The organism is Streptomyces sp. NPDC001415 (genome assembly GCF_053597395.1).
The window spans coordinates 66735-92274 of the sequence record NZ_JBSFIE010000014.1; the positions used below are offsets into that span (position 1 = coordinate 66735).

Here is a 25540-nt window from a genome sequence, read left to right on the forward strand (position 1 = left end):
TCCTATGTGGCGTTCGGGTGAATCCGGCGACATGACACCACCGACGCGACCCGGCCCGGCGCCTGCCGCGCCTCCGCCTGGAGCGGCCCCTGGCGAGGGCGACGACCTCACCGGGTACCGCCCCCGACCGCAGTGGGCCGATCAGGTGGAGACGGCGGCGTTCCGCCCCGTTGCCGCCGTGGTGGGGCAGACGTCGTACGGGGGTGGCGGATCGTCCGCGTGCCTGGAAAATGACGGGAGATGTGTGTCCGTGGCGGATGTCGAGGCGATCGGTGGGCGCCAGGGGGGTTCTGCCGCCGATTTCTGGTTCGTGCTGGGGGCAGGTCTGGAAGGGCGGGAATTGACCAGCCGCCTCGCGGAGGCATTCCGCTCGGAGTTCGGTGACCGCTGTGCCGTGGTGCGCAGCAAGGATCTTCTGATGGCTGTGCGGGGCGGCCGGCCGGCGCTGTCCGACCTGGACGGGTGCGAACTGGCCGCGCCGAAGGTCGCGTATGCGCGGGTGTGGACGCCCGCGGTGCGCACGGACCGGGAGATCACGCTGCTGCGGCACCTGGAGGCGATGGGAACCCTCCTGCTGAACCCGGTGGATGCGGTGCTGGCGTGTCTGAACAAGTTCTGGCACCTGCAACAGCTCGCAGTGGCCGGCCTTCCGGTGCCCGACACCTGGACGTACGCCGATGCGCCGCTGGCGGACGCGATCCGTGCGGGGGCGCCGCAGCCGTGCGTCGTGAAGGCCGTGCGCGGCCATCGCGGCGAGCAGGTGTTCCTCGCTCCCCACAGGGCGATGCTCCAAGGCATCCAGGGCAGTCTCAGCCAGGACGGCCCCTACCTGTTCCAGGAGTACCTGGAGTACTCGTACGGGCGCGACCTGCGGGTGATCGTGGTCGACGGCCGTGCGGTGGCGGCGCAGGTCCGTACCGCGCCGGACGGCGAGTTCCGGTCCAATCTGGCGCTGGGCGGGACCGCGCGTGTGTGTACGGGCCGCTACCCGCAGGGCGAGGCGCTTGCCGCGCGGGCCGCGGAGGTCCTGGGCCTGCGCGTGGCCGGGGTCGATCTGCTCTTCGCGCCGGGTGGTGGCTTCACCCTGTGCGAGGTCAACGCCAATGTCGGCTGGCGCGCCGCGATGCCGGGTGTCACCCCCGCGATCGTGGCGGCCTGCCGGAGCCGCCTGGGCGCGGCGGCCCAGGAGGTGCCCGCCGCCTGGTGAACACCGATGCTGCGCCGGCCAGGAGACGGACCCTGCCCCTGCGGTCCCGCACGTCGCGGCGCTGGCCCCTCCTGAAGAGTCCCAACTTCCGGCTCTTCGCCCTCGGCCAGACGGCCTCCAATACCGGGACGTGGCTGCAGAAGGTGGCCCAGGACTGGTTGGCCCTGGAGTTGTCACACGGCGACGGGACCGTGCTCGGCATCACCACGGCCCTGCAGTTTCTGCCCCTGCTGATCCTGGGTCCGTATGGCGGCGCCGTCGTGGACCGGCATTCAAGGCGGCGGACCTTGGCGGTCACCCAGGCGGTGATGGGAGTCGTCGCGCTGGCTCCCGCCGCCCTGGTGATGACGGGCACGGTCAGCCTGGGCGCCCTCTACGTCCTGGCCCTGACGTTCGGGCTGACCATGGTCGTCGAGAAGCCGGCCCTGCAGGCCTTCATCGCGGAATCCGTCGCCCCGGGCCAGCTGGTCAGCGCCCTGGCCTTCAACAGTGCGGTCCTCAACCTCGCGCGCATGGCGGGCCCCGCGCTGGCCGGCCCCCTCATCGTGCTGTTCGGCCCGGCACCCGCCTTCGTCGCCAACGCCCTCTCGTACCTGGTGGTGATCGTCTGCCTGGTCCGCATGGACCCCCGGTCCCTGAACCCGGCCCCGCCCGCGGCACGTGCGGCCCGTCAGGTGCGGGCAGGGCTGCGTTACGTGAGCGACCACCCCGATCTCGCGCGGACGCTGGGTCTCGTCGCGGTCGTCGCCGCGTTCGGCATGAACTTCCAGATCACCACCGCCCTCATGGCCACGCACGTCTACCGGGCCCCGGCCGCCGCCTTCGGACTCGGCAACGCGGCACTCGCCGCGGGTTCCGTGCTCGGCTCCCTGCTCGCCGTCCGCTACCAGCGGCCCAGCGGTGACCACATGGCGGGCGCGGCAGCCGTCTTCGGTGTCCTCGAAGTGGCGAGCAGCCTGATGCCAGGTCACCTGGCCTTCCTGATGATGCTCATCCCGACCGGCACCGCTCTGCTCGTGTTCCTGACCGCCGCCAAGGCCCGGCTCCAGCTCGGCGTCAGCGACGACATACGAGGCCGGGTGATGGGTCTCTACATGCTGGCCTCCCTCGGCACCACACCCCTGGTCGCTCCGTGCATCGGATGGCTCGCCCACGTGGCTGGTCCCCGGGCCGCACTGGTTCTGGGCGGAGCCGTCTCCGCTGCCGCGGCCGTCACCGTCAGCCTGCTCCAGCGGCGGCCATCGGCCCTCGCCGGCGGCCGGCCCGCCGTCACCGCACCTGGACGGTGACCGTGCCGGTGACGCACCGCCACTCGGCATGACGGGGACGCGGGGGAGCGCTCGTTCATCGCGCCCGGCCTGGTTGTCCCGATGGGGGGGCGGGATGGTGCGGGGAGGCGGCATGATGGGACGTCAGTGACCGTTCGGTGCAAGGGAGTTGACGTGATTCACGCGGACTGTTCCAACCCGTTGAACCGTCGTGGACTGCTCGCCGCGGCAGGGGCGGTGGCCGCAGGAGGCGCGGCGGCGAGCCTGGTCGGCCCGCCGGCTTCGGCGGCTGCCGCGGATACCGGCGCGGCGACGGGGGAGTGGACACGGTTCGGGCCGGTGACGGTCCGCCAGGGCGACACCCGGTACGAAAGCCTGCTGCGCGGCAACAACTTCCGCTTCGTGGGGCAGCCGGACGAGATCCGTGTCGTCGGCTCGACCGAGCAGGTGGTGCGCGCCGTAGCCAATGCCGTACGGGCCGGGCGCAGGGTGGCGGTGCGCAGCGGCGGACACTGCTTCGAGAACTTCACCGCCGACCCGGGCGTGCGGATGCTCCTCGACCTCTCTCCCATGGACGCCGTCGGCTACGACGCGGCGCGGGGCGCGTTCGCGGTGCAGCCGGGTGCCACGCTCGGGCACGTCTACCGGACGCTGTTCAAGGGCTGGGGCGTGACCGTCCCCGCCGGCGGCTGCCCGGAGGTGGGAGCGGGCGGGCACTTCGCCGGTGGCGGATACGGGCCGCTGTCACGCCGGTACGGATCCGTGGTGGACCACCTCTACGGTGTGGAGGTGGTGGTGGTCGACCAGGAGGGCACCGCCCGCGCCGTGGTCGCGACGCGGGAGCCCGACGACCCGCACCGCGATCTGTTCTGGGCGCACACCGGTGGAGGCGGAGGGAACTTCGGGGTGGTCACCCGGTACTGGCTGCGCTCCCCCGGCGCACGCGGGAGCGACCCGTCCCGGCTCCTGCCCGCCGCACCGCGCGAGCAGTTGGCGTACCTGGTCACCTGGGCCTGGGACGACCGGATGACCCAACAGGCCTTCACCAGGCTGCTGCACAACTTCGGAACCTGGCACGAACGCAACAGCGCGCCCGGTTCGCCGTACGCCGGCCTGTACGCGATCCTCATCCCGAAGCACCGCGACGCGGGCGGCTTCCTGATGACCGTGCAGATCGACGCGGACATCCCGGGCGCCCGCGACCTCGTGGCCGAGTTCGTGAAAGCGGTGACCGCGGACACCGGACTCGCGGGCCACGAGACCTGGCTGTCGATGCCGTGGCTGCACCCGACCACCTGGCCGGGCACCGGCGAGCCCGGCAACGTCGGCACCCGCCGCTACAAGATCAAGGCGGCCTACCTGCGCCGCTCGCTCTCCGACACGCAACTCGGGGCCGTCTACCGGAACTTGAACAACAGCTCGGGCACGGCGGGCGGTGGGATGCTGCTCATCGGGTACGGGGGCCAGGTCCGCGCCGTACCGGACGACGCCACAGCTGTCGCCCAGCGCGATGTGATCATGAAGGCGGTCTACCAGACGATCTGGTCCGACGAGCGCGACGACGCCACCAACCTCGCCTGGGTCCGCGACTTCTACCGGGACGTGTACGCGGACACCGGTGGCGTCCCGGTGCCCGGCGCGGTCAGCGACGGCTCGTACATCAACTACCCGGACACCGACCTGGCCGACCCCGAGTGGAACACCTCCGGCGTTCCGTGGCACACCCTCTACTACAAGGACAACTACCCGCGCCTGCAACAGGTCAAGGCCCGTTGGGACCCGCGCGACGTCTTCCACCACGCGCTGTCGATCCGACCGTCCACCTGACGGACGACACCGTCGGTGCGGGGCGTTGCCCGGCCTGCTGGGGAGGGCCCGACCCGAGTGTGTCGCGGGGGTTTTGGGGATGGCCACATCCGCGGCAGGTACCGGTGGTGTTGGGGCGCCAGTCGTCGGGATAGAAGCCCCGGCAGGCGCAGGTGCTGTCCTCGCTGCCGCAGTGGCCCTCCAGATGGACCGTCCACAAGTGGCCACACCGGCACCTGGCCACACGATCGTCGCTCATGTCCTGGCCGACCGCTTCAGCCGCCGTTGGTGTCGGCCGTGCGCATGCTGCTGACCGCCTCACTGATGCTGTCGCGGTACAGCCCCAGCTTGGGGTGTTGCACTACGGTGGCTCCCTCGTTCATCGGGAAGTTGTGCGTGTCGGCGTTCGGGAAGCGCTTGTCCGCAAGGACGTTGATCTCGTCGAAGCCCCCGTTGCTGCCCTTGGCCCCGTTGGGATCGGTGTCGAGTACCGCATAGACGGTGCGTCCCGCGTGGACGGGCACGGCGGGGGCGCCACCCAGCCCGCCGGGCACCTGCGGGTGGATGTCATGGGAGCGGTCCGCGGCGTTCTTCGAGCCCAGGTCGACCACGGGGTAGTACGAGGAGAGGCCACAGGCGGCCTTGCCGTGATTGGCCACGGCGATGACGTACTGGTCCGGATTCGAGTCGAGCTCCTTCACGCTGATGGCGAGCTGCCCGGCTGTGCACAGGTGCTTGTAGGCGTATGAGTCGCTGGTGGCGTCCTTGCCGCTCGTCCCTGTGCCGGCGGTCCCACCGGAGTTGCTCGCGGCGGACGATCCGCTTCCGCCGCTGCCCTTGGCGGCGCCGGAGCCACCGGATCCGGGCGTGGCCGTGGCGGTGCCAGGGCTCGCGGCGGCGCTGGAAGGGCTGGTGGCTCCGCTGTCCGAGCCGCCCCCGCAGCCGGTCAGGGCCAGCGTCGCACCGGCGGCGACGAGAACGAGCGGGATCGTACGACGAACAGTCATGCTGGCTTCTCCGTTTCGGTCTGTATGTGATCCACCGGACATCGGCACACCTGGCCAGACTCCGTGCGGTGCGCGGTTATCCCCGCACACCTCTGTACATGGGACGCAGGGAATGGGGGTTGCCCCACGCGATGTCACAACTGCCAAGACAGGTCGGTGACTTGAACCGCACACTCCGGATACCGCGGACACCGCAGGTACCACTCCGCGCCATCGAGGGCAGCGGCTCCCCGTGGCGATCCGCCGTGTCCGCCCTGTTCCTCCTCGCCGCCGGGACGGCACTGACATCAAGGAGGCATGCCCCCGAGGGAGCGGCGTTCCGCCCGTGATGCGAGGACGGGGGAGCCGCTGTTCGATGCCGCTCGCCGGGCGGGTAGCGTCGGACGCATGGATTCGCCGCTCATGGGGCTCGTGGTGCTCACCGTGTTCACGCTCGCCGCGTTCGTCACCGGGCGGGGCGCGGTGCGGGTGATGCGCCGTGCGCGGCGGTGCTGGTACGTAGCGGTGCCTCCGCTCGTCACCGCCGCCTCCGGATACGGCGTGGCCTGGCTGCTGTGGCCCTCCTACTTCGTCGGGCCCGTCGTGCTCCTGTGGTGGTCCTGCGCGTTCTTCGGAAACATCGCGGGATGGTTCTGCCCGGCGCGCGGGCAGCACGCCTGAACCTCGCCCTCCTCGCAGATGAGGAGAGCGTGGTGGACGCCGGGACGGTCGCGGTCACGGAGGCGCACGAGTGTGCCGTCGCTACGATCGAAGCGGACCCGCGCAACAAGACGCTGGTCCTGGCCGAGGGCGCCGATCCGGAGCCCGGTGCGGTGGACGTCGTGCACCCCACGCGCCGAATGGCCAAGATCCGTAACAGAACCCCCGTGGTCTCGCCCGCGCAGTCACTCCAGGCAGAGGTAAGTCCATGTCACACCTTCGCGGCCGTGCGGGTCTTCCCGCTCTGCGTGATGGACGGCCTTGAGCCCGTGCTCGCCGGCCAGGGCGATGGTCTCCGCCGCGGAGACCGCGAACATGCGTCGTCCCGTGGGGACAGGGCCGTGGCGGAGCGAGAGGAGCATCCGGCCGCCGTCGTCGAGCAGCCGGACCAGGCCCGCCATGGCCGATGGCCGCTCCTGTTCGTCCAGGTGCATCCAGACGGCGGTGAGCATGATCAGGCCGAACCGGCGGCCCTGCCTGCTCAGCCCCGCCAGAGCGGGCAGTGCGTCATCGGTCCACTCGATCTTCTTGCCGGCGTGGATGTCCTGGCCCAGCGTACGGAGTTCGGCGGTCGGCTCGGCTGCGACGACATGGTGACCCAGGGCCGCGAGCGCCGCCGCGTCGCGGCCGCTGCCGGCGCCGACGTCCAGGACGGCGACGGGCCGGGTGGGCAGCAGGTGCAGAACTTCTCGGTGCACCTCGTTGAACGTCACGCTCTCGTACTGCTTGACGAGCGATGCGGCCGCCTCGCCGTATCCGGCGGTGCTGGTCATGGCGTGCAGCCGTCGGCTGGACATGTCATCGGTCATGAGACGGCACTCTAGAGCCCCGGGCGCCGACGCCTGGCGGGCGAGAGGGCCGAAGGGGCGTCGGGAGTACGTGCCGGACGGGGACGTGGCTCGTATCAAGGGGAGAGCCGCCCGGATTTGGCGCGCGACCCTGGTGTCAGGGTCGGCCCGTGTTGGCATCATGCGTCGATATGCCGGAGTCGCGCCCGGGCCACGACAGGGGGAACGCATGGTTGAGGTGACGGTCTTCAGGACCGACGGCCTTCCGGAGCCGGACCGCTTCGACGCCTGGTGTGCCATGGTCGCCCGGGCTCTGGTGGTGACCCGGCTCGCCACCGACCACAGCCGAGCCTTCCACGGGGTGGCTCACCATGTGAGCCTCGGGCACGTCCGTGTCTCGGTCCTGGAGTATTCCGGCATCCGCAGCCGTCGCTCGCCGGCGCTGGTCCGCGCCTGCGACCCCGAACTGCTTCAACTCGGCGTGACGCGCTCCGGCCGTCAGTCGCTCGCCCAAGGGCGCGGCGCCGCGTCCACGGGCGGCGCCGAACTGCTGCTCTCCGACACGTCGCAGCCGTACGAGGCCGAGGTGGCCCCCGACGGTGACCACGCCAGGTCACTGCTCGTCCAAGTGCCGAGGAACTCCCTCACCGTGCCACGGGCCAAGGTCTCCGCACTCATCGCCCGGCCGCTCCCCGCGGCCGACGGGCTGGGCGCACTCCTGGTTCAGACGCTGGCCCGCGCCGAGGCCGACGCGGCCCACTATCGTCCCCAGGACACACATCGGCTCGGAGCGGTCGCGGCGCAGCTCGTCGACGCCTTCCTCGCGCACCACCTCGACCTGGCCGATCCGCCGGAGAGCCGTCCGCAGGCGCTGCTCACAGCCATCAACGCCTTCATAGACCGCCATCTGGCCGACCCGGGCCTCTCGCCGGGGCCGATCGCCGCCGCGCACCACATCTCCGTCCGCTACCTCCACCGCCTCTTCGCTTCCGAAGGCACCACGGTCGGATCCACGGTGCGCGGACGCCGCCTGGAGCGCTGCCGCCTCGAACTCGCCGACCCGCGCCTCCTCGCCCGTCCGGTCCGTGCGATCGGCGCCCGCTGGGGCTATGCCAATCCGGCCGACTTCAACCGCGCCTTCCGCGCCGCGTACGGGATGCCGCCGGGGGAGTACCGGAGGCGTGCATTCCCTTCCTCCGTACGGTAGTTGGGCTTTCGGCGGCCATGTCGGTTCCGCCTCGAACCGGCAGGTCTGGTGGGATCGCCCGGCCGCCCCGACACCCGCACGCGATTTTCGCCCCCGACGGGGAGGGCGTGCGCGTGACGGGTAGTCGGGTCCGGTGAGTCAGATCATCAGCAGTAGCCGTGTGTGCGCCACGAGCTTCCGGTTCACGCTGGTGCTCTGCACGAAGATGGTGAAGTCGTCGTTGTGGTCCGGCTTGACGCGGGCTTCCGCGTCCGGCAGGCCCAGCAGGGCTCGGGCCTCGGGACCCGTGTATATCCGGTCGGTCTTCTTCTCCAGCACCGCGATCTGCTTCTGCGCCTGGATCTTCTCCGACTTGCTCAGCTGGTAGAACGCACAACCGGTCCGGTAGGTGTGCCCGCATTCGACGACCCAGTCCCGGATCGCCGCGTCACGAGCCACCGGAATGAGCTGGTACTCCGACGGATCCACCGGGGTGAGACCGGCCGCCTTGATGGTGTCCTTGTTGACCGCCTCCGCTCCCGTCGAGAACACGGCCCGCGACCCCCGGATGCCCTGGGCGCGGCCCACCATGAAGTTCTCGGTGGCCTGCCGGATGACCTGCCCGGCCTCCTCCAGGCCCTGGGTGCTCGTGGCGTCCCAGATGGCGATGTTGTCCTTGGGGAAGCCGCACTGCATGGCCTCGCGCTTGCCCATCTGGTCCGGCACGAGGACGGCCAGCGTCCAGTTGTCCTCCTGCGTCCGGATCATCTCGGACACGGCCTTGACCAGTTCACGCGGATCCTTGGTCGGGGCATCAGGGACGCGATGGCTTGCGTTCTCCTGGCCGTCGGTCAGTACGAACGTCAGGAAGCTGTGGTCGCCGTACAGTTGAGCCGTCTGCGCCAGCTCCCGCTGCGACTTCAGCGCGGCGGCCAGCAGAGCCGTCATCCCACCGACCCGGTACAGCTGCTTCAGCGAAGGCATTCGCAGCACGTCCTTGTCGTAGATGACGCACTCCACCTTGTCCGCGAAGACGTACACCGTCACCCGGGTTTCCTGGTCCAGTTCCCCCGACCGACGGGCAAGGTACGCGATCTGCTGGTCGGCGACTTCGACGACCTTGTGACTCAGGTGAGACATGGACGAACTGGCGTCCAACACAAGAGCAACGTGATTGATGTAGTTCTGGCTTCCGGACATGGCAGCTCCCCCTCGTTCCCGCGTTCCGAACTCGATGGACCTACCGTCTCACCCACCACTGACAATCGACCTCGGCTCCCAGGCTCGACGGCCCGCCCGTCCCCGGGTGCCCTCGCACCCTGACCGTGCGCCCGCCGTGCCGTCGTGCACGGGTGTCCCGAGTCCGGAGTCGGGAGCCCGGCATCGTCGAGGTCGACCGCGCTGCGCAATGCGGTCGACCAGACGTCCAGAGGAAGATCAACCAGTCCTGAACTGCCACTTGCTGGCAACCCTGTCGTTCTTCTCGCACCACGCCGTGGAGCCGCGGCGGTCGCCCAGCCAGCGCCAGGCGCCTTGGTGCTCGCCGCCTCGCCTACAGGTGATGGTCGCCCGGTAGCTCGCCGGGCCGCGGCCGTCACACCAACCCGAGAACCTGGTGGTGTTCTGCTCCCACACGGTGCACTTCGGTGAGGCAGTCGGAGCAGTGGCCGCGTCCGCGTAAGCGGCCGGTGCCACAGCCGCGCCTCCCCCGACCAGCACCGCGGTCATCGCGAACGGGATCATACGGGTGTGTAGTCGCACGGACTCTCCTTGTGTGAGATGTGAGATGTGCCTGAGATGTGCGATGCGTTGACGTTGATGAGCGCCTCGACCGGACGGCGCACATGTCTGCATGCGCGGAAGAGCCTTGCAGCAATGCGTACGCGGCGCCTTCGCGCGGAGCGACAGGACGTTGGCCGCGAGCGCCGTCTTCCACGCCGTGGCCGCCTTCCACCGGCACTGCGCAGCCGGAGTCTTCGTACAACTCGGTCGGATACACCGGCCGCTGGCCGGGTTCGCTCACCGCTGGGTGCGGCGGAAGTCTCCAGGCGTGCGGCCCGTCTCGCGGGTGAAGAACTTGCCGAAGTTGGTGGGCTCGCTGAAACCGAGCGTGCGGCTGATCTCGGCGACGGGCAGGTCGCTGTGGGCGAGCAGCCGCTGCGCCTGCAACGTGACGCGGGCGTCGGCGAGTTGCTTGGCGCTGCGGCCGGTGGCGGCCAGGCACGCGCGTGTCAGGGTCCGAGGGGCGTAGCCGAGCCGCGCGGCGTAGTCCTCGACGGAGCGGGTGGTGGCGAAGGAGCGTTCAAGCTCGCGCCGGAAGGCGAGGTAGACCTCGGCGCCTGGTGTGGCCGGGGCGGGGCGTCCCGCCGGGTCCCCGAGGCGTGAGACGCGGATCAGCAGTGCACCGAGGAGTTGGCGCAGCAGCACTCCGGTCAGCTCGACGTGGTTGTCGGCGGGCACTGTTGTGCCCCGGGTCCGCTCACCTCGCAGGTCCCGGTATTCGGCGTGCATCTCGGACACGGCGCGATCGAAGGCGTCGAACTCGTCGGGCTGTAGCCGCCATGCGACGGGACCGAATCCGTCGAGCGCCTCGCGCGTCGCGGGCAGGGGTGGCGGGAAGTCGGCGGTGAACAGCAGCAGGACGGCGTCGAGGTTCGCGGGGCGGCCGTTCGCGCTGGAGGGCAGACGCTGCACCTGGCCCGGCCGTAGATGCAGCAGCGTGCCGCGTGCACAGGGGTGCATGACGAAATCGACCATCGCGGTGCCCTTGCCACCGCGCACGAGCAGGATCTGGTGGAAGTCGAGGCGGCTCGTCCGTCGGGCGACCGAGCTCTTCAAGCGCGCCTTCAGTTCATCGAAGGTCAGCACTTCGATGCCGGTGTGCAACGGGTCGGGGTTGTCGTAGGCGATCTCGATGACGTCGTACTGTCCACTTTCGACCATCTCAAGTCCTGACCCTACCTCGTTCGGCTGACTGCTTCGGGGCATCGTGGAGTCACGGCCGAACGGAGACCGCCACAGCGGGCACCGAGTCGAAGAGCCGTGACCATCACCCCTTCGTGAAGTAAGGATCTTCCCTATGTCTCCTGTTGTCACCGACCCCGCGAAGCTGCCGATCGTCTTCCAGGACGCTCTGAACGCGGGCGATGTCGAGGGCGTGCTTGCCCTGTTCGCCCCGGGGGCGGGCATGCGCACGGCGGCCGGCGAGCACATCACCGGCGCCGAAGCGCTGCGTGTCGAGATCGGGGGAACCGTCGCGGCCCACGGCCAGTTGACGAACGTTCCGCGGCACACACTGGTCGGCGCGGAAACCGCCCTCCTGGTCACCGACTGGACCCTGGAGATCGACGGCCCCGGCGGCGAACGGATCGCCCCGACCGGCACCACCGCCAACATCGCCCGCCGCGACACCGACGGCGGCTGGCGCTTCACTCTCCTCAACCCGCTCGGGACCGCCTGAGCCCACGCCGTACGGCATGACGTGACGGGAGCGGCGTGGCGTCATGCCGGACGTCGTCAGCGGTGAAGTCGCTTGCGCGGGTGGGGAATTGACTGCTGGTCTCCCGCCGCCGATCGGCCACATGCTCACGGTCCTGCTTCTTGAGGCGGCGGGCGGACGACGGCGGCGGGATCGTCGAAGGTGGCTGGAGGCGCCTCAGAACCGCCGGTCAGAACCTCCGGTCAGAACCTCCGGTCAGAACCTCCGGGCCGATTCCTGCGCGTGGGCCATGCGCCGCAGGCTCAGCAGCACAGGTTCGTACAGCACCGTGAGGGCGACGGCCGCCTCGATCTGCTCGGTCGGGGTCGGCTGCTCCTCGACCATGTCCAGGTCGGTGACGGCCAGTTGCGCGGCCAACCGCCCGTACGGCAGCAACTGCTCGGTGCCGCAGGGGTAGCCGAGCCGGACGAGGGCGGCGACCGAGTCGACGAGCCGTCGGTGGGCGGGGTCGAGCAGGTCGAGGCCGGGGCCGCACGACCAGCCAAGCCGCTCCAGCAGCGCTTCTACCGAGCGGCGGGCGGTCTCCACCGCGGGGTCGTCCTCGGCGGGCCCCTCGGCGCAGGGCAGCGCCCGGGTCGCCGCGCCGAGGCGCAGGTGGTGGTCCAGCGACTCGTCCCCTGGGTGCGGCCTGGGGAGTCGAGCCCGTGGGCCGGCGCGGAGAGCGGGCGGCGCAGCGCCTGGCGAACGGGGTTTCCCAGAAGCGGAGTTGACGGAACCCCGCTCGCTGCGCCGCGAAGGCCGGGGCGCACATCCGTACACCCGCCGCGTCCGTCGCCCGTCTGGCTGCCTGTAATGGTGCGGCGGGCGTGCTGCGCGTCGTTCAGCGCGTGCCTGTGAGGACCCGGCCGGACCAGATGTCGATCACCACCTGGTGGTGCTTGCGGTGTGTCGCCGCTGCGCCGGCGGCGTAGTTGTTGTCGACCTGCGCCGCCTCGGCCGCGTCAGGCGTGGCGTTCGCGCAGGACGTACCGGGGCCGTGGCCGGACATGAGTTCCGAGCACGGGCCGCTGTAGTGGTCGGGCAGCCCGAGGATGTGCCCGGTCTCGTGCGCCGCGATCCGGGTCGCGTCGTAGCCCTCGTCCACCGCTTGCCGGCCCAACTGCACATCACCGCTGCCACCGGGAAAGACCGGCCCCAACGTGGCTTGCGGCCAGCCGCTGGTCGCCTCGTAGACGTAGTCGGCCGATCCGGGAGTGCTCGCCGGTTCCAAGCGCACGTTGTGCACCGCGTCGTTCCAGTTCTGAACGGCCTGCTTGACCGACTCGGCCCACGGGCCGGCCGCGCCGGCGTCGTAGGTCAGGGTGACCACCGCTGAGGGCGCGCGCGGCGCGGAGTCCGCCGAAGCGACGCCGATCGTGGTGCTCAGCAAGGCCGGGACGAGTGCCGTCAGGACGGCTGTTCGCTTGCTCATGAGACCGCTGCGCCTCCTTGAGTCCCAGAGTCTGTGTCTGAACTCCGTCCGGATCAGGCACACGCTCTCAGCTGCTGCCCGCAGTGAACATGTTTATCGCGGACATGACAATATCTACGGCGGTGCTCGGGTTCCGTAGCCGTCAAGTTGGCGCAAAATGCTGGGAGTTGACGGTACTCGCCATAGGTGCCGGGTGTCGGTGCCGGATCAGGGTCTCCAGAATCAACAGCACCTCGCTCGAACGCCGTCAGCCGTGTCCGCCGCGGGCAAGGGCGGTACGGGCGGCCTCGGCCCAGTGCGGGGCGCCCGTGCGCTCGGCGATGGCGAGCGCGTGGCGGTGGTGCGCGGCCGCCTGTTCGGGCCGGCCCAGGCAGCGGGCGAGCTCGCCGAGGTAATGGGACACCGGGCCGAGGGTCACCACGCCGCTGCCCGCACCGGCCAGGCAGTCGGCGGCGGGCAGGAGTTCCTCGTAGACCGACGCGGCCATCTCGCGGTCGTCGAGGGACACGGCCAAAATGGCGGCGAGGCCGAGGCGGGCTTCCAGCAGGTAGTCGCGGGGCAGCTCCCGCGCGGCCGAGGTGACGGCGCGCGCCTGTGCGGTGTGGCCCTCGGCCAGCAGCATCAGAGCCTTGCCGCGGGCGTAGTTGGAGCCCCAGCGCCGGTACTGCTCGTCGGCCTCTCCGGCCAGGTCGAGCAGCGTGCCGTTCTGGATGTAGAGGCAGAAGACGGCGAAGTGCAGCAGATCGCGTTCGATGCCCCACATCCAGGACTCGCCGAGCCGTTCGGTGGTCCGGCGGTAGGCGGTGTCGGCGTCCGCGAACCGGCCCGCGATCGACATCCGCATCGCGCGGTACCAGCCGAGCAGCGTTCCCGGCAACGGCAGGTCGTAGCGATGGGCCAACCGCTCGACCGCGTCGGCGTGTTCATCGGCCGTCTCCGGCTCGGCGAGCGCGGCATGTGCCTGGGCGAGGATCACATGGCCCAGCACCTCGACGGCGGCCAGCTCGTGACGGAGCCCGAGAGTCAGCAGCTCGCGGCCGATGGCGAGGCGTTCGCAGGCGAGCCCCGCGCGATGATAGGCGTGCGCGTGCCGGGCGTTGAGGGCCTGCGCGAGGAGGTCCGGCCGGTCCAGGCCGCGAGCGAGGGCCTCGGCCTGGTGCGCGGCCTGCCGGCCCCGGTCGTCCTGGGTGCCGTCGAGTTCCAGGGCCAGCGTGGTGAGCACGCGGCAGCGCGACTCCTCGGCGTGCGGGGGCAGCAGGCGCAGGACGCGCTCGGCCGCGGCCACGACCTGCTCGTCCTTGGCCGCGTAACGGCGGTTGGTCCAGATGGTCGGTACGTCGAAAGCGGAGAGCAGGTCCGCGGTGAGCGCGGGGTCGCCGAGTTTCTCGGCGTCGGCGATGGCCGCGTTGCGCCGCTCGCGGGCGGTGACCACGTCACCGGCCAGGGCGAGCGCCCTGATCGTGCCCATGATGAGGCCGAGGCGGGTCCGTTCGTCGTGGACTTGCGAGCGGTCGTGGGCCGTCACCGCCTCCTGCCACAGCCGGGCCGCCTCACGGTGGGCGAACCGCCATGCGGCCTGTTCCGCGGCCGCCCTCGCATACCGTGCGGCGCGCGGGGCGCTCGCCCGGTCACCGGCTGCCAGGAAGTGGTAGGCCAGCAGGCTCACTTCGGTGGGGCGCAGCCGCTGGATCTCGGTGCCGGCCCGGGCGTGCCAGCGCGCGCGGCGCAGTTGTGGAACCTCCTCGTAGAGGGCGTCGCGCACCAGGATATGTACGAAGCGCACCTGGTCGGGGCCGTCCTCGACGAGGAGTCCCGCGGCCAGAGCCGCCTCGACGGCGGTGGCCACGGTCTCCGGGTCGCTGTCGGTCATGGCGGCCAGGACGTCCAGGTCGACTTCGCGGCCGAGTACGGTGGCCTGCCGCAGTAGGGCCTGGGCGGTCTCGGGCAGCCGGGCCAGGCGCTGGCGGACCACCGCGTGTACCCCGGTGGGCACTTGCGAGAGGGCGTCCTCGGCGCCCGCCGCGCTGATCAGCCGCGCGGTCTCGCACACGAAGAACGCGTTGCCCCCGGTCCGCTCGGCGATCGCCCGTACCGTCGCCTCGTCCAGTTCGGGCGCCCCGGACCACAGGAGCTCGGCCACGGCCGTCTCGGACAGTCCCGCCAGTTCGACGCGGACCGGGGCGTAGCGGGCGAGTTGGCCCAGCGCGTCGCGCAGCCCGGGTGACTCCTCGTGGGGCCGGAGCGTCGTCACGACCATGATGGGCGCCCCGGCGGCGCCGTCGACGAGGTGGGCCAGCAGGTCCAGGGTCTCCTCGTCGGCCCGATGCAGGTCCTCGATGACGATGAGCAGAGGGGCCGTACGGGCCGTGGCGGTGAGGTGGTTGACGACGGCGTGACGCATCCGGAAACGCCCGCCCGTCGCGTCGTGGGGGGTGTGCGCGGACGCGTCCTCCAGCAGCGGGGCCAGCACCCGGGCCGATTCGGGGGGCGGCTCGTGTCCTGCGTCCGCGAGTTCGGTCAGAAGCTCGGTCCACGGCCACGCGGCCGGTGCGCCGCCGCTCTCCGGGCAGCGCCCCCGCACACAGGTCCAGCCCCGCTCGGCGAGCCCGGCGCCGACCTGCTCGACCAGCCTGGTCTTGCCAACCCCGGGCTCGCCGGTGACCAGGGCCAGGGTCAGCCGCCCGGCGGCGGTCGCTTCCGCGGTCGCCTCAAGGCGGGCCAGTTCGTCCGCGCGCCCCACGAACGGCGAGGCGGCCGGGAGGGCGACCGAGGGGGTGAGCCGCGCGACGGGCCGGGCGGCGGGGGCCGGTTCCAGGCGGGGTGCCTGGGCGAGGACGTCGGCCTCCAGGCGGCGCAGTTCCGCACCGGGCTCCACTCCGAGGTCGTCCATGAGCACGCGCCTGACGCGGCGAAGCGCCGCGAGCGAGTCACCCTGGCGCCCGGCCTGGTAGAGGGCGAGTGCGAGCAGCCGCCAACTCTCCTCGCGCAGCGGGTGGTCGAGGACCTGCGCTTCGAGGTCGGGCAGCGGTTCGGCGGCACGGCCGAGCGTGAGCAGGGCCTGGGCCCGCTGCTCCACCGCCCGTGCGCGGAGCTCTTCGAGCCGGACCGCCTCCCGTGCGGCCCAGCGCGCGGTGGCGAACTCGGCGTAGGCGGGTCCGCGCCACAGCGCCAGCGCGTGGTCGAGCCGCTGCAGCACTGCCTTCGGGGGAGTGCCGCTCGCGCGGGTCGCCCGCACCGCCGCCTCGAAACGCCAGGCGTCCACCGCTTCTTCGGGTACGCGCAGGGCGTAGCCGGTGGGGGCGGATATCAGCAGCCGCGGCGGTGTGCGCGGGGGCCGGTCCGGCTCCAGCGCCTTGCGCAGCCCGAAGACGACGGTCCGCAGGACGCCCGTGGCGCGCAGCGGCGGCACCCCGTCCCAGAGTCCGTCGATGAGGCTCTCGACGGACACCACTTGACCCTGCGCGGCCAGCAGCCGTGCGAGCATCATGCGGCGCTGAGGTCCCTGCACTTCGACGGGGCCGCCGTTCCCCGCCACTTCCAAGGGCCCGAGCACCCTGAACGTGAGCATTGAACAGCCCCCTCCTGCCCCCGCGGCAAATCAGCGCACCATGCGTATGCGCCTGACAACCCTGCCACGAGGCGGCCACGGGGTCTCATACCAACTGGAAGGTATGGGCTCGGTGGACGCGCTGTCAGATCCGCGATCACCCGCACCATCCGAGCCCTCACGCAGGAATCCCCGTCGCAGCTGGACGCGCAGGTCCGTACCCGGGACGCGCAGGTCCGCCCCGGGTACGTGCGCGCCCTCAGCCAGGGGAGCCGCTGGGGCGGCGGCTTTTACACCGTGGTCACCAGCTGAGCCGGGCCGCCACCGGCAGGTGGTCGCTGCCGGTGGCCGGGAGCACCCACGAGCTCGTCGGCTTCACGCCGCGGACCAGGATCTGGTCGATCCGCGCGATCGGGAACCTCGCCGGCCAACTGAAGCCGAAGCCGTCACCGGCCGCGTCCTGGGCCGAGTTGAGCTGCGAGGAGATGCCGGCGAACGCGCGGTCGTCCGTGGTTCCGTTCAGGTCGCCGAGCAGCACCACCCGGTCGTTCCGCTCGGAGGCGACGGCCTCGCCGAGCGCCTGCGCGCCGCGGTCCCGGCTCGCCGTCCAGAAGCCGTTCCTGGGAAACACGCGTACGGACCCCAGGTGAGCCACGTATACGGCGAGGGGCCCCTGGTCCGTGGCCACCGTGGTGCGCAGCGCCCGGTCGTAGGCCATCTTGACGTCGACCGGCTTGGTGTCCCCCAGCGGTCCGTAGTCCATCTTGATGTCGACCCGCTGGGTGTCCGACAGCGGCAGCCTGCTCCACACCCCGACCGTGCCCACCACCGCGTGGTACGGGTACGCCTTCGCCAGTTCCTTCTCGTACAGCGGCTTGGCCTGCTGGGTGATCTCCTCCAGGGCCAGTACGTCCGCCTTGGAGGCGGCCAGGTCGCGGGCGGTGCCGGCCGGGTCGGTGTTGTCGGCGTCGACGTTGTGGGTGGCCACGGTGAGGTCGCCGCCAGGGCGGGACTTGTCGATGAGCAGCCCGCCGAAGAGGCTCAGCCACACCGTGACGGGCAGCAGCAGCGCGGCCACCGCTGAGGCGGAGCGGCGCCACAGCGCCCCGGCCAGCAGCACCGGGACGAACAGGCCGAACCAGGGCAGGAAGGTCTCCACCAGGCTGCCGAGGCCTCCGCGGTCCGTGATGTGGGCGTGCAGCAGCATGAGCAGGCCCAGGAGCAGCGCCAGAGTCGCGAGGACAAGGCCGCGCTTCCAGAGTCCCGGCCGGGCGGCGACCCCGAGGGCCCGGCGGATGCGCGGACGCAGGTTCCCGAAGCCGGTGGCTGGGCGGCCGGCGCCTTCCTTTGCGGTCTCCGCCGTGTCCACCTGCGTCATCGTCTGTCCTCGCTCACTGCTGGTCACTGTTGCGTCCTTGGGTCCTGGGCGGGGTCGGCATGCATGCGCGGGCAGCGACGATCGGTCGATGGGGGCCCGGTTCGCAGTGCAAGGGCTGGTTGAAGAGAGTCACGCCGCCAGACCCACGACAGGGAGCCCGCGCATCCGGCGGCTCGGTGTTCTTGCTGATGGCGGGCGGGGTCCGAGGCATGCCGTCAGTCAAGACAAGGAGCTGTTGCCGCCACGTATGCCGTTTTCGATACGCCGGCGATATGCGCCGACTCGTAGCCTTGACGACATGCGTGTGCTGATCGTCGAGGACGAACCCTATTTGGCGGAGGCCATCCGCGACGGCCTGCGCCTGGAAGCGATCGCGGCCGACATCGCAGGTGACGGCGACACCGCTCTGGAACTGCTCGGCATCAACAGCTACGACATCGCCGTCCTCGACCGGGACATCCCCGGGCCGTCCGGCGACGAGATCGCCCGACGCATCGTCGCCTGCGGCAGCGGCATGCCGATCCTCATGCTCACCGCGGCCGACCGTCTCGACGACAAGGCCTCCGGCTTCGAACTCGGCGCCGACGACTACCTCACGAAACCCTTCGAACTCCGAGAACTCGCGCTCAGGCTCAGAGCACTGGACCGCAGACGCGGCCACAGCCGGCCCCCCGTGCAAGAGATCGCGGGTCTGCGTCTCGACCCGTTCCGCAGAGAGGTCTACCGCGACGGCCGCTACGTGGCGCTGACCAGGAAGCAGTTCGCCGTCCTCGAAGTCCTCGTCGCTGCCGAAGGCGGTGTCGTCAGCGCCGAGGAACTCCTGGAACGCGCGTGGGACGAGAACGCCGACCCGTTCACCAATGCCGTACGCATCACCGTCTCGGCACTGCGCAAGCGCCTCGGCGAACCCTGGATCATCGCCACCGTGGCCGGCGTCGGCTACCGCATCGACACGCAACCGGAGGCCGGACACGGGGGAGGCAGGTGTGGATAGGCGGCCCGGATTGAGCGTTCGCCTCAAACTCACCCTCAGCTACGCCGGATTCCTCATGGTCGCCGGCTTCCTGCTGCTCGGCGCGGTGTGGGTATTCCTCCTGCGCTACGTCCCCGAGCGTGCGCTCATCGTCCCCGGTTCCACCGGCACCCTCACCGGTGATGTCTTTCCCGTCCGGTCCAACCTCCTGCGCGTTTTCGCTCCGAGGGCAGCCGCCGTGCTGGCAATCCTGCTCGTGTTCGGCCTCGTGGGAGGGTGGATCCTCGCCGGCCGGATGCTCGCCCCGCTGACCCGGATCGCGGACGCCACCCGCATGGCCACCAACGGATCGCTCTCCCACCGGATCCGGCTACCGGGCCGCAAGGACGAGTTCCGCGAACTCGCCGACGCCTTCGACGCGATGCTCACACGGCTCGAAGCGCACGTCGCCGAACAACAGAGATTCGCCGCCAACGCCTCTCACGAGTTGCGCACCCCGCTGGCGATCTCGAAAGCGCTTCTCGACGTGGCCCGCAGCGATCCGAACCACGACACCGGCGAACTCGTCGACCGCCTCCACGCCGTCAACACCCGCGCGATCGACCTCACCGAGGCACTGCTCCTGCTCAGCCGCGCCGACCAGCGGTCCTTCACCCGAGCACACGTCGACCTGTCCCTCATCGCGGAAGAGGCCGCCGAAACCCTCCTCCCCCTCGCGGAAAAGCACGGCGTCACCATCGAGACCACCGGCGACGTCACACCCACGCTCGGATCGCCGGCGCTCCTGCTGCAACTGACCACGAACCTCGTACACAACGCGATCGTCCACAACCTGTCCGAACACGGCACCGTGTGGGTCCGAACCAGCGCCCGCCCCGAGACGGTGGTGCTCACCGTCGAGAACACCGGTGAGCAGCTCACCCCGGAGCTGGTCTCGACACTCACCGAACCGTTCCAGCGCGGCACCGAACGCATCCACACCGACCACGCGGGCGTCGGCCTCGGCCTGGCCATCGTCGAAACCATCACCCGGGCACACGACGGCACACTCACCCTCACCCCGCGCTCCGCCGGCGGAGCCCGCGTCACCGTGGAACTACCCGCGACAGCCCCGCCAACCGACCGGTGACTCATCAGGGAACCGATACGCGGCTCACGCGATAGATCTGCGAACGGCGGGAGCCGGCGATCCGCTCACCGACCTCCGTGCCGACATCGGGGCGCTAGCGCGCGGCGAGCCGCTCCAGCAGGGTGGCGCTGCGGGCGAGCAACTCCCGCTCCTCATCGGTGAGTTCGGCCTCGATGGCCTGCGCGAGCCAACCGGCTCTACGCCCGCGCTCCGCTTCGAGCGCGGCCCGGCCCGCCTCCGACAGCTCGACCAGCGACTTGCGGCCGTCCGTGGGGTGTGCCCGGCGCGTGATCAGGTCCTGTTCCATGAGCAGCCCCACCGCCCGGGCCATCGACTGGGGACGTACGCGCTGATCGGCGGCGAGGTCGCTGGTGGTCATGGCGCCATTGCGGTCGAGCGCACCGAGCACGGCGGCCTGACCCAGCGGGATGCGGTCCTCGTGTTTGACGCGGCGGGTGAGCTTCCCCATCGCGGTGCGCAGTTCGGTGGCGATGGCGGCGGCTTCCGAGGTGGGCATAGGGCACTTTACCCCGTTGGTCAGCAAAGCTGCGCACCTGACCTGCGCAGCAATGCTGTACAGCAAAACTGAGCAGCATTGCTGTATGGTTTGGCTTGTCGGGCTCAGCGCCAGCGCTGTCGCAGCCAGGGCCACGGCATACGACAACGGGAAGGAACTCCCATGTCCGCAAAGGCAGTTGGACCCGCAGAAATCACCGACGCCGCCATTGAGACCGTCACCGCCCGCCGGATCATCGACAGCCGGGGCAACCCGACGGTCGAGGTCGACGTCGTCCTGGCGGACGGCTCCCTGGGGCGTGCGGCGGTCCCCTCCGGCGCCTCCACCGGCGCTCGGGAGGCCGTGGAACTGCGCGACGGGGACTCCGCGCGCTGGCACGGCAAGGGCGTCGACCGCGCGGTGGCTCACGTCAACGGGGAGATCGCGGCGTCCGTGCGCGGCCGGGATGCGGCGGACCAGGCGGGCCTTGACGCCGCGCTGATCGCCCTCGACGGCACCGCCACGAAGTCCCGGCTCGGCGCCAACGCGATCCTCGGCGTCTCCCTCGCCGCCGCCAAGGCCGCAGCGGCGGCTCACCGTCAGCCCCTCTACCGCTACCTCGGCGGCGCCGACGCCCACCTCCTGCCGCTGCCGATGATGAACATCGTCAACGGCGGCGCCCACGCGGACAATCCGCTGGACTTCCAGGAGTTCATGATCGCGCCGGTGGGCGCGGACACCTTCGCCGAAGCCGTCCGCATGGGCAGCGAGGTCTTCCACACCCTGCGCCGCGATCTGCTGGCCGCCGGGCACTCCACGGGCGTCGGTGACGAGGGTGGCTTCGCGCCCGCGCTGCGCACCGCCGAGGAGGCGCTCGACTTCGTGATGACCGCCATCGAGCGCACCGGCTACCGCCCCGGCACGGACATCGGCCTGGTCATGGACCCGGCGTCGTCGGAGTTCTTCCGCGACGGGGCGTACGACTACGTGGGCGAGGGGGTGCGCCGCACCCCCTCCGAGCATGCCGAGTACTTGGCCAAGCTCATCGACGCCTACCCGGTCGTCTCCATCGAGGACCCGATGGCGGAGAACGACCTGGACGGCTGGCGCGAGCTGACCGCCCGGGTCGGCGACCGCTGCCAGCTCACCGGCGACGACGTGTTCTGCACCAACGAGACGCTGCTGCGCGAGGGCATCCGCACCGGCGTCGGCAACTCGGTCCTGGTCAAGGTCAACCAGATCGGCACCCTGACCGAGGCGCTGACCGCCGTGGCCACGGCCCACCGGGCGGGCTGGACGGCCGTCATGTCGCACCGCTCGGGCGAGACGGAGGACACCACCATCGCGGATCTGGCGGTGGCGACCGGCTGCGGCCAGATCAAGACCGGCTCCCTCTCCCGCTCCGACCGCACGGCGAAGTACAACCAACTGATCCGAATCGAGGAGGAGTTGGGCGACTCGGCGCGCTTCGCGGGCCGCTCCGCACTGCGTCGGGCGTGAACAGCAGGCAGAGCTAGAGACCACGCGGGCCCCTCGATCACGATCTGGGGGCCCGCCGGCGTGCCGGGAGGCGACCTGTGAGGCGGGGCGCAGTCGGTCGGCGTCAGGTGAGGGAGCGCAGGTGGTCGCGCAGGCCCGCGCCGTACGCGGTGGGGGTGCCGTCGTAGCCGGTGATCAAAGAGGGGCCCGATGAGCAGTCCCAGGTGTTCCAGGTCCAGCCCAGGTAGGAGATCCCCCGGTCGTCGAACCACTTCATGGCCCGGTCGACGAAGGAGTGGGCGCAGGTGTTCTCGCCGATCTCGCCCGCGACCATCGGGACCTTGGTGGCGACGGGCGCGAGGGTGGCATCCCAACAGGCCTCGCCGGCACAGGAGTTGAAGTTGTAGCCGTGGTAGGCGGCGGCCAGGTTGCCCGCCGGATCGGTGGGAGCGCGGGCGGTCCACTGGCTCAGGTCGTTGGCGTAGGCGATGCCGCCCGCGAGGATGAGATTGCGTGCTCCGGCGCCCCGTACGGCATCGACCAGATCCTGCATCCCGGCGACCTCATAGCCGATGCCGGGGCAGCTCCCGCCGTCCCGCCAGCAGGCCCACGCCTGATCGGTGGTGGAGGTGGCGCGGTCCGGATACGGCTCGTTGAACAGGTCGAACGCGACGGCCGCATCGCTCTTGAAGGCGGTGGCGACCGACGTCCAGAACGCGGGCGCGTACTGAGCGTCGGGCATCGGCTTCTGGCAGCTCGCGTGGAGGTCGGAACAGCCGGACGAGTTGCCGGTGTACTGGCCGTACGACCAGTGGAGTTCGACGATCGGCGTCATGCCGTGGGACTCGACGCGGTGTACGAGGTCCTGGACGGCGGCGATGTACTTGGCGCCCGCATAGGCGGGGTCGATGTTGGCGAGTCCCAGCCAGCATTCCTCGTTGAGGGGGATGCGGACGGCGGTGGCGTGCCAGTCGGCGATGGCCGCGACCGACGCGTCGTCGACCGGGCCGTCGAAGAAGCCACGACCCTGTACACACATGAACTCGCCGCCGGAGCGGTTGACGCCGAGCAGCCGCCGGGTCGCACCGGCCGCGTCGACGAGCTTGTTGCCCGACGCGCGGAGCACGGGTGCGCCGGTGCCGGGAGTGGAGGGGGTGGGGGACGGGCCGGGACCGCCCGTGGTGCCGCACGGGATTCCGTTGAGGGTGATCTTGGTGGGAGGAGTGTTGGTGGCGGACCGGGACGCCAGGAATCCGGCGGTGACGCTCGCTCCTGTGGCGAGCGAACCGTTCCAGCTCTCGTTGGACGCGGTGACCGCGGTGCCGGACTGGGACCATGCGGCATTCCAGCCCTGGGTCACCTTCTGGCCGTCGGCGAAGTCGAAGCCGAGACTCCACCGCGTCAGCGCGGAACCGTTGTTGGTGAGGGTGACGGAGCCCTGGAAGCCGCCGTCCCACTCCTTCACGGCGCTGTACGTCACCGAGCAGGAGGGCTCGGCTCCGGAGGCGGTGACGAGGGGGACGACCGCGGCGCTCGCGAGGACGAGTGCGGCGGCGGTGAGCGATACGGCCAAGCGCGGGGGGTGTCTCATGAGCGGATCCTTCACGGTCGGAATGTTGAGGGTGTTCAACGTTCGACGGATGGAAGCGCTCCCACTGGTGAGACGACACGGTAGAGGCTCAACTGGCCCGGAGCAACAGTGAGTTGGGTTCAACTCCCTTTGAAATACGGGGGATTGGGTGTCCCCGCGCGTCGAACGTCTTCGACTGCGCAAGCATCTTGACCCTCACACCGCTCAACTCCATGATGGGAGCGCTCCCACTGGTTCAAGGCTTGTGCATGACCCCACGCCCCGTCCGAGCCGCCAAGGAGGCTCGGACGTGCCACCAGGAAAGCAAGAACGCCGAGCGGCCCCGGGGACCTGGGAGGCGTCGGCAGCGGTGTGGCCGACGACGAAGAGCGAGAGCGTGTCGTACCGCTGTGGACGGCCGCCCGGACCTCAACTACGCGGAGGGCACCCGCAAAGCGGCCAGTACCGGCAGATGATCCGTGGCTGCCCGGAGGTCCCGCTCCGAGAGGGTGGGGAGCCCCATCGGCACCCCGCACCCCAGCACCTCCACGCCCTCCGTTGCGAAGACCACGTCGATCCGCTGGAGCGGATCGCCGAGCCGGGTGGTGTGTTCCCGCCCCCACGGCTTGGTGGCCCAGCCGTCCTGGAGGGTGCCCGCGAGCAGGCCGAAGGTACGGCCGTCGGGCCGGTCGTTGAGGTCACCCGCGGCGACGGCGTACGGCACGTCAAGGGCGGACAGCCGGTCGAGGAGCAGCCGGCCCTGCTCGTAGCGCTCCTTGTCGTTGACGCTCAGGTGACAGCTGAGCACCCCGAGCCTGACCCGGCCGAACCGCAGTACCGCGGTCGCGAAGCCACGCTGGTGCAGGCCGGGAGTCCGGGGCAGCAGTACGTCCTCGGTGCGCTCCACATGGGCGCGGAGCGAGCAGAGGATCATGGGCCCGGAAGCGGTGGCGCCGCCCGAGACGTACACAAGCTCGGAGGTGCGGGCGAGGCGGGCGGCGGCTTTGCGCCATCGGAAGAACCGCGGGGCTTCCTGAACGCAGACGATGTCGGGCCGGCAGCCCCGGATCACCCGGGCCAGGGCGGCGACATCGTCGCGCATCGAGCGGATGTTGTAACTGAGCACGCGTACGACCACGGAGCCGTCGGGCTCCGTCGCCGAGTCGGGCAAATCCTGCACGCTTCCCCTTTCCACGCTTCGCCTTCCCTTCGCGCGGCGCGACGCGAGACGGCGGTGTCCGCCGATTCCGAGCCCACGTGAAGGGGCTTGGCACCGCCGGAACGCACCGTAGCGGTCCATCTCCGCTGCCGCAGAGCCGAGTATCCCTACGTTGTGACTCAGTACCTGAGCACCTGAGTACATGAGTTGAGTACGAACGCTCAGGTCCGCTCCCGGCCGCGCGGCGGACGCTGGGTCCATGACAACACCATCCTCCGTCTGCCCGCCGCCCCTGCCGTCGACGCCTCCGCTCCCATCCGGTCAGAGGCGCACCCGGCGAGCCTGGATCGCCTGCGGTGTCGGCGTGCTGATTCTGGTGGTTCTCGCCGTGGCGGCGCAGTGGTGGCTGACCCGGGACGATGACAGCTCCCCGCTGGCCGGGCGGCCGCGTGTGACGGATGCGGCGGCGGGTCTCTCGTACGCCGTACCCGAGGGCTGGAAGCGCAACGACGACAAGGACCTGATCAAGGCCTTCACTTCCTCGATCGCCACGGAGGGGCACGACGACCACGGCGGGGCCGTTGTGCTCGCCGGGCGGGGCAGGCCGGTCGAGGAGTCCGTGCTGCGGCAACGGACGGAGGCAGCGGCGCGGTCCAACGCGGAGTTCTTCTACCCGGACGGCAGGTCGACGGTGGAGGAGTCCAGGGCTACGACGGTGAGCGGCCGTCCCGCGTACACGGTGGTGCTGAGCGTGCGCGACGACAGTGGGAGGGCGGGTCGGATGCGTCTCACCATCGTCGTGGAGAGCAGCGACCAGTCGGCCTTCCTCCTCGGCATCACCCAGTCACCTGAACCGACCGACACCCGCGAGGTCGACGCGGTCCTGGCCAGCGTCAGGGGGCGGTAGCGGTCGGGGCGCGGCCCGGGGCCGGCTGCGA

At 70.7% G+C, this 25540-nt stretch carries 21 protein-coding genes; 10 read left to right on the plus strand and 11 right to left on the minus strand.

The features are described 5' to 3' along the window. Positions 1-250: 250 nt before the first annotated feature. The 3 genes from ACWC2B_RS20260 to ACWC2B_RS20270 all read left to right on the plus strand — a co-directional run bounded on the left by ACWC2B_RS20260 (position 251) and on the right by ACWC2B_RS20270 (position 4302). The gene (locus ACWC2B_RS20260) at positions 251-1207 is read left to right on the plus strand and encodes a RimK family alpha-L-glutamate ligase (protein WP_450718403.1); all 957 of its coding nucleotides are present in this window, start codon (positions 251-253) and stop codon (positions 1205-1207) included. Next, entirely contained in the window at positions 1204-2496 is a 1293-nt protein-coding gene (locus ACWC2B_RS20265; RefSeq protein WP_450718405.1) for an MFS transporter, read from the plus strand. The genes ACWC2B_RS20260 and ACWC2B_RS20265 overlap by 4 nt, the downstream gene beginning before the upstream one ends. A gap of 153 nt (positions 2497-2649) precedes the next feature. After that, positions 2650-4302, plus strand: a complete 1653-nt coding sequence (locus tag ACWC2B_RS20270; RefSeq protein WP_450718407.1) for an FAD-dependent oxidoreductase — start codon at positions 2650-2652, stop codon at positions 4300-4302. Positions 4303-4556: 254 nt separating this feature from the next. On the opposite strand, the gene ACWC2B_RS20275 is transcribed toward ACWC2B_RS20270, so the two are convergent. Continuing rightward, positions 4557-5288, minus strand: coding sequence for a DUF4232 domain-containing protein (locus ACWC2B_RS20275; RefSeq protein WP_450718409.1), 732 nt, complete (start codon positions 5286-5288; stop codon positions 4557-4559). A 387-nt stretch (positions 5289-5675) separates the two neighbouring features. Here ACWC2B_RS20275 and ACWC2B_RS20280 point away from each other — a divergent pair, with 387 nt between their 5' ends. Then, positions 5676-5948: a hypothetical protein gene (locus ACWC2B_RS20280; RefSeq protein WP_450718411.1), complete on the plus strand. Its 273-nt coding sequence runs from the start codon at positions 5676-5678 to the stop codon at positions 5946-5948. A 224-nt stretch (positions 5949-6172) separates the two neighbouring features. On the opposite strand, the gene ACWC2B_RS20285 is transcribed toward ACWC2B_RS20280, so the two are convergent. Then, a complete protein-coding gene (locus ACWC2B_RS20285; RefSeq protein WP_450718413.1) occupies positions 6173-6796 on the minus strand; it encodes a class I SAM-dependent methyltransferase in 624 nt (207 codons plus the stop codon). A 208-nt stretch (positions 6797-7004) separates the two neighbouring features. Here ACWC2B_RS20285 and ACWC2B_RS20290 point away from each other — a divergent pair, with 208 nt between their 5' ends. Further along, entirely contained in the window at positions 7005-7982 is a 978-nt protein-coding gene (locus ACWC2B_RS20290; RefSeq protein WP_450718415.1) for an AraC-like ligand-binding domain-containing protein, read from the plus strand. Between the two features lie 138 nt (positions 7983-8120). Here ACWC2B_RS20290 and ACWC2B_RS20295 read toward each other — a convergent pair whose 3' ends face one another. Continuing rightward, positions 8121-9161 (minus strand): vWA domain-containing protein, encoded by a 1041-nt coding sequence (locus ACWC2B_RS20295; RefSeq protein ID WP_450718417.1) that lies wholly within the window; start codon positions 9159-9161, stop codon positions 8121-8123. An 819-nt stretch (positions 9162-9980) separates the two neighbouring features. Then, the gene (locus tag ACWC2B_RS20300) at positions 9981-10904 is read right to left on the minus strand and encodes a helix-turn-helix domain-containing protein (RefSeq protein WP_450718419.1); all 924 of its coding nucleotides are present in this window, start codon (positions 10902-10904) and stop codon (positions 9981-9983) included. Positions 10905-11040: 136 nt separating this feature from the next. On the opposite strand from ACWC2B_RS20300, the gene ACWC2B_RS20305 reads away from it, so the two are divergent. Further along, a complete protein-coding gene (locus ACWC2B_RS20305; protein ID WP_450718421.1) occupies positions 11041-11421 on the plus strand; it encodes a YybH family protein in 381 nt (126 codons plus the stop codon). Between the two features lie 234 nt (positions 11422-11655). On the opposite strand, the gene ACWC2B_RS20310 is transcribed toward ACWC2B_RS20305, so the two are convergent. The 4 genes from ACWC2B_RS20310 to ACWC2B_RS20325 all read right to left on the minus strand — a co-directional run bounded on the left by ACWC2B_RS20310 (position 11656) and on the right by ACWC2B_RS20325 (position 17796). Beyond that, positions 11656-11988, minus strand: a complete 333-nt coding sequence (locus tag ACWC2B_RS20310; protein WP_450718423.1) for a hypothetical protein — start codon at positions 11986-11988, stop codon at positions 11656-11658. A gap of 292 nt (positions 11989-12280) precedes the next feature. Continuing rightward, complete coding sequence (locus tag ACWC2B_RS20315; protein WP_450718425.1) at positions 12281-12871, minus strand: snapalysin family zinc-dependent metalloprotease; 591 nt, start codon at positions 12869-12871, stop codon at positions 12281-12283. Between the two features lie 247 nt (positions 12872-13118). After that, positions 13119-16439 (minus strand): BTAD domain-containing putative transcriptional regulator, encoded by a 3321-nt coding sequence (locus ACWC2B_RS20320; protein ID WP_450718427.1) that lies wholly within the window; start codon positions 16437-16439, stop codon positions 13119-13121. Positions 16440-16719: 280 nt separating this feature from the next. Next, complete coding sequence (locus tag ACWC2B_RS20325) at positions 16720-17796, minus strand: endonuclease/exonuclease/phosphatase family protein (RefSeq protein ID WP_450718429.1); 1077 nt, start codon at positions 17794-17796, stop codon at positions 16720-16722. A gap of 298 nt (positions 17797-18094) precedes the next feature. Here ACWC2B_RS20325 and ACWC2B_RS20330 point away from each other — a divergent pair, with 298 nt between their 5' ends. Next, positions 18095-18790: a response regulator transcription factor gene (locus ACWC2B_RS20330; RefSeq protein WP_450718431.1), complete on the plus strand. Its 696-nt coding sequence runs from the start codon at positions 18095-18097 to the stop codon at positions 18788-18790. Continuing rightward, positions 18783-19898: a sensor histidine kinase gene (locus ACWC2B_RS20335; protein ID WP_450718433.1), complete on the plus strand. Its 1116-nt coding sequence runs from the start codon at positions 18783-18785 to the stop codon at positions 19896-19898. The genes ACWC2B_RS20330 and ACWC2B_RS20335 overlap by 8 nt, the downstream gene beginning before the upstream one ends. Positions 19899-19992: 94 nt before the next feature. Here ACWC2B_RS20335 and ACWC2B_RS20340 read toward each other — a convergent pair whose 3' ends face one another. Then, positions 19993-20415 (minus strand): MarR family winged helix-turn-helix transcriptional regulator, encoded by a 423-nt coding sequence (locus ACWC2B_RS20340; RefSeq protein ID WP_450718435.1) that lies wholly within the window; start codon positions 20413-20415, stop codon positions 19993-19995. A 162-nt stretch (positions 20416-20577) separates the two neighbouring features. On the opposite strand from ACWC2B_RS20340, the gene eno reads away from it, so the two are divergent. After that, a complete protein-coding gene (gene eno / locus ACWC2B_RS20345; protein ID WP_450718437.1) occupies positions 20578-21894 on the plus strand; it encodes a phosphopyruvate hydratase in 1317 nt (438 codons plus the stop codon). Between the two features lie 103 nt (positions 21895-21997). On the opposite strand, the gene ACWC2B_RS20350 is transcribed toward eno, so the two are convergent. Then, positions 21998-23464 carry a cellulose binding domain-containing protein gene (locus ACWC2B_RS20350; protein WP_450718439.1) on the minus strand — a complete coding sequence of 489 codons (1467 nt, stop codon included), beginning with the start codon at positions 23462-23464 and terminating at the stop codon, positions 21998-22000. Between the two features lie 412 nt (positions 23465-23876). After that, the gene (locus ACWC2B_RS20355) at positions 23877-24623 is read right to left on the minus strand and encodes an endonuclease/exonuclease/phosphatase family protein (RefSeq protein ID WP_450718441.1); all 747 of its coding nucleotides are present in this window, start codon (positions 24621-24623) and stop codon (positions 23877-23879) included. A gap of 343 nt (positions 24624-24966) precedes the next feature. On the opposite strand from ACWC2B_RS20355, the gene ACWC2B_RS20360 reads away from it, so the two are divergent. Then, the gene (locus ACWC2B_RS20360; RefSeq protein WP_450718443.1) at positions 24967-25509 is read left to right on the plus strand and encodes a hypothetical protein; all 543 of its coding nucleotides are present in this window, start codon (positions 24967-24969) and stop codon (positions 25507-25509) included. The last annotated feature ends 31 nt before the right edge of the window (positions 25510-25540 follow it).

Excerpts from the sequence above, each read along its gene's own strand:
- ACWC2B_RS20275 (WP_450718409.1), bottom strand. The coding sequence starts at position 5,288 with ATGACTGTTCGTCGTACGATCCCGCTCGTTCTCGTCGCCGCCGGTGCG.
- ACWC2B_RS20280 (WP_450718411.1), top strand. The coding sequence starts at position 5,676 with ATGGATTCGCCGCTCATGGGGCTCGTGGTGCTCACCGTGTTCACGCTC.
- ACWC2B_RS20285 (WP_450718413.1), bottom strand. The coding sequence starts at position 6,796 with ATGACCGATGACATGTCCAGCCGACGGCTGCACGCCATGACCAGCACC.
- ACWC2B_RS20290 (WP_450718415.1), top strand. The coding sequence starts at position 7,005 with ATGGTTGAGGTGACGGTCTTCAGGACCGACGGCCTTCCGGAGCCGGAC.
- ACWC2B_RS20295 (WP_450718417.1), bottom strand. The coding sequence starts at position 9,161 with ATGTCCGGAAGCCAGAACTACATCAATCACGTTGCTCTTGTGTTGGAC.
- ACWC2B_RS20300 (WP_450718419.1), bottom strand. The coding sequence starts at position 10,904 with ATGGTCGAAAGTGGACAGTACGACGTCATCGAGATCGCCTACGACAAC.
- ACWC2B_RS20305 (WP_450718421.1), top strand. The coding sequence starts at position 11,041 with ATGTCTCCTGTTGTCACCGACCCCGCGAAGCTGCCGATCGTCTTCCAG.
- ACWC2B_RS20315 (WP_450718425.1), bottom strand. The coding sequence starts at position 12,871 with ATGAGCAAGCGAACAGCCGTCCTGACGGCACTCGTCCCGGCCTTGCTG.
- ACWC2B_RS20320 (WP_450718427.1), bottom strand. The coding sequence starts at position 16,439 with ATGCTCACGTTCAGGGTGCTCGGGCCCTTGGAAGTGGCGGGGAACGGC.
- ACWC2B_RS20325 (WP_450718429.1), bottom strand. The coding sequence starts at position 17,796 with ATGACGCAGGTGGACACGGCGGAGACCGCAAAGGAAGGCGCCGGCCGC.
- ACWC2B_RS20330 (WP_450718431.1), top strand. The coding sequence starts at position 18,095 with ATGCGTGTGCTGATCGTCGAGGACGAACCCTATTTGGCGGAGGCCATC.
- ACWC2B_RS20340 (WP_450718435.1), bottom strand. The coding sequence starts at position 20,415 with ATGCCCACCTCGGAAGCCGCCGCCATCGCCACCGAACTGCGCACCGCG.
- eno (WP_450718437.1), top strand. The coding sequence starts at position 20,578 with ATGTCCGCAAAGGCAGTTGGACCCGCAGAAATCACCGACGCCGCCATT.
- ACWC2B_RS20350 (WP_450718439.1), bottom strand. The coding sequence starts at position 23,464 with ATGAGACACCCCCCGCGCTTGGCCGTATCGCTCACCGCCGCCGCACTC.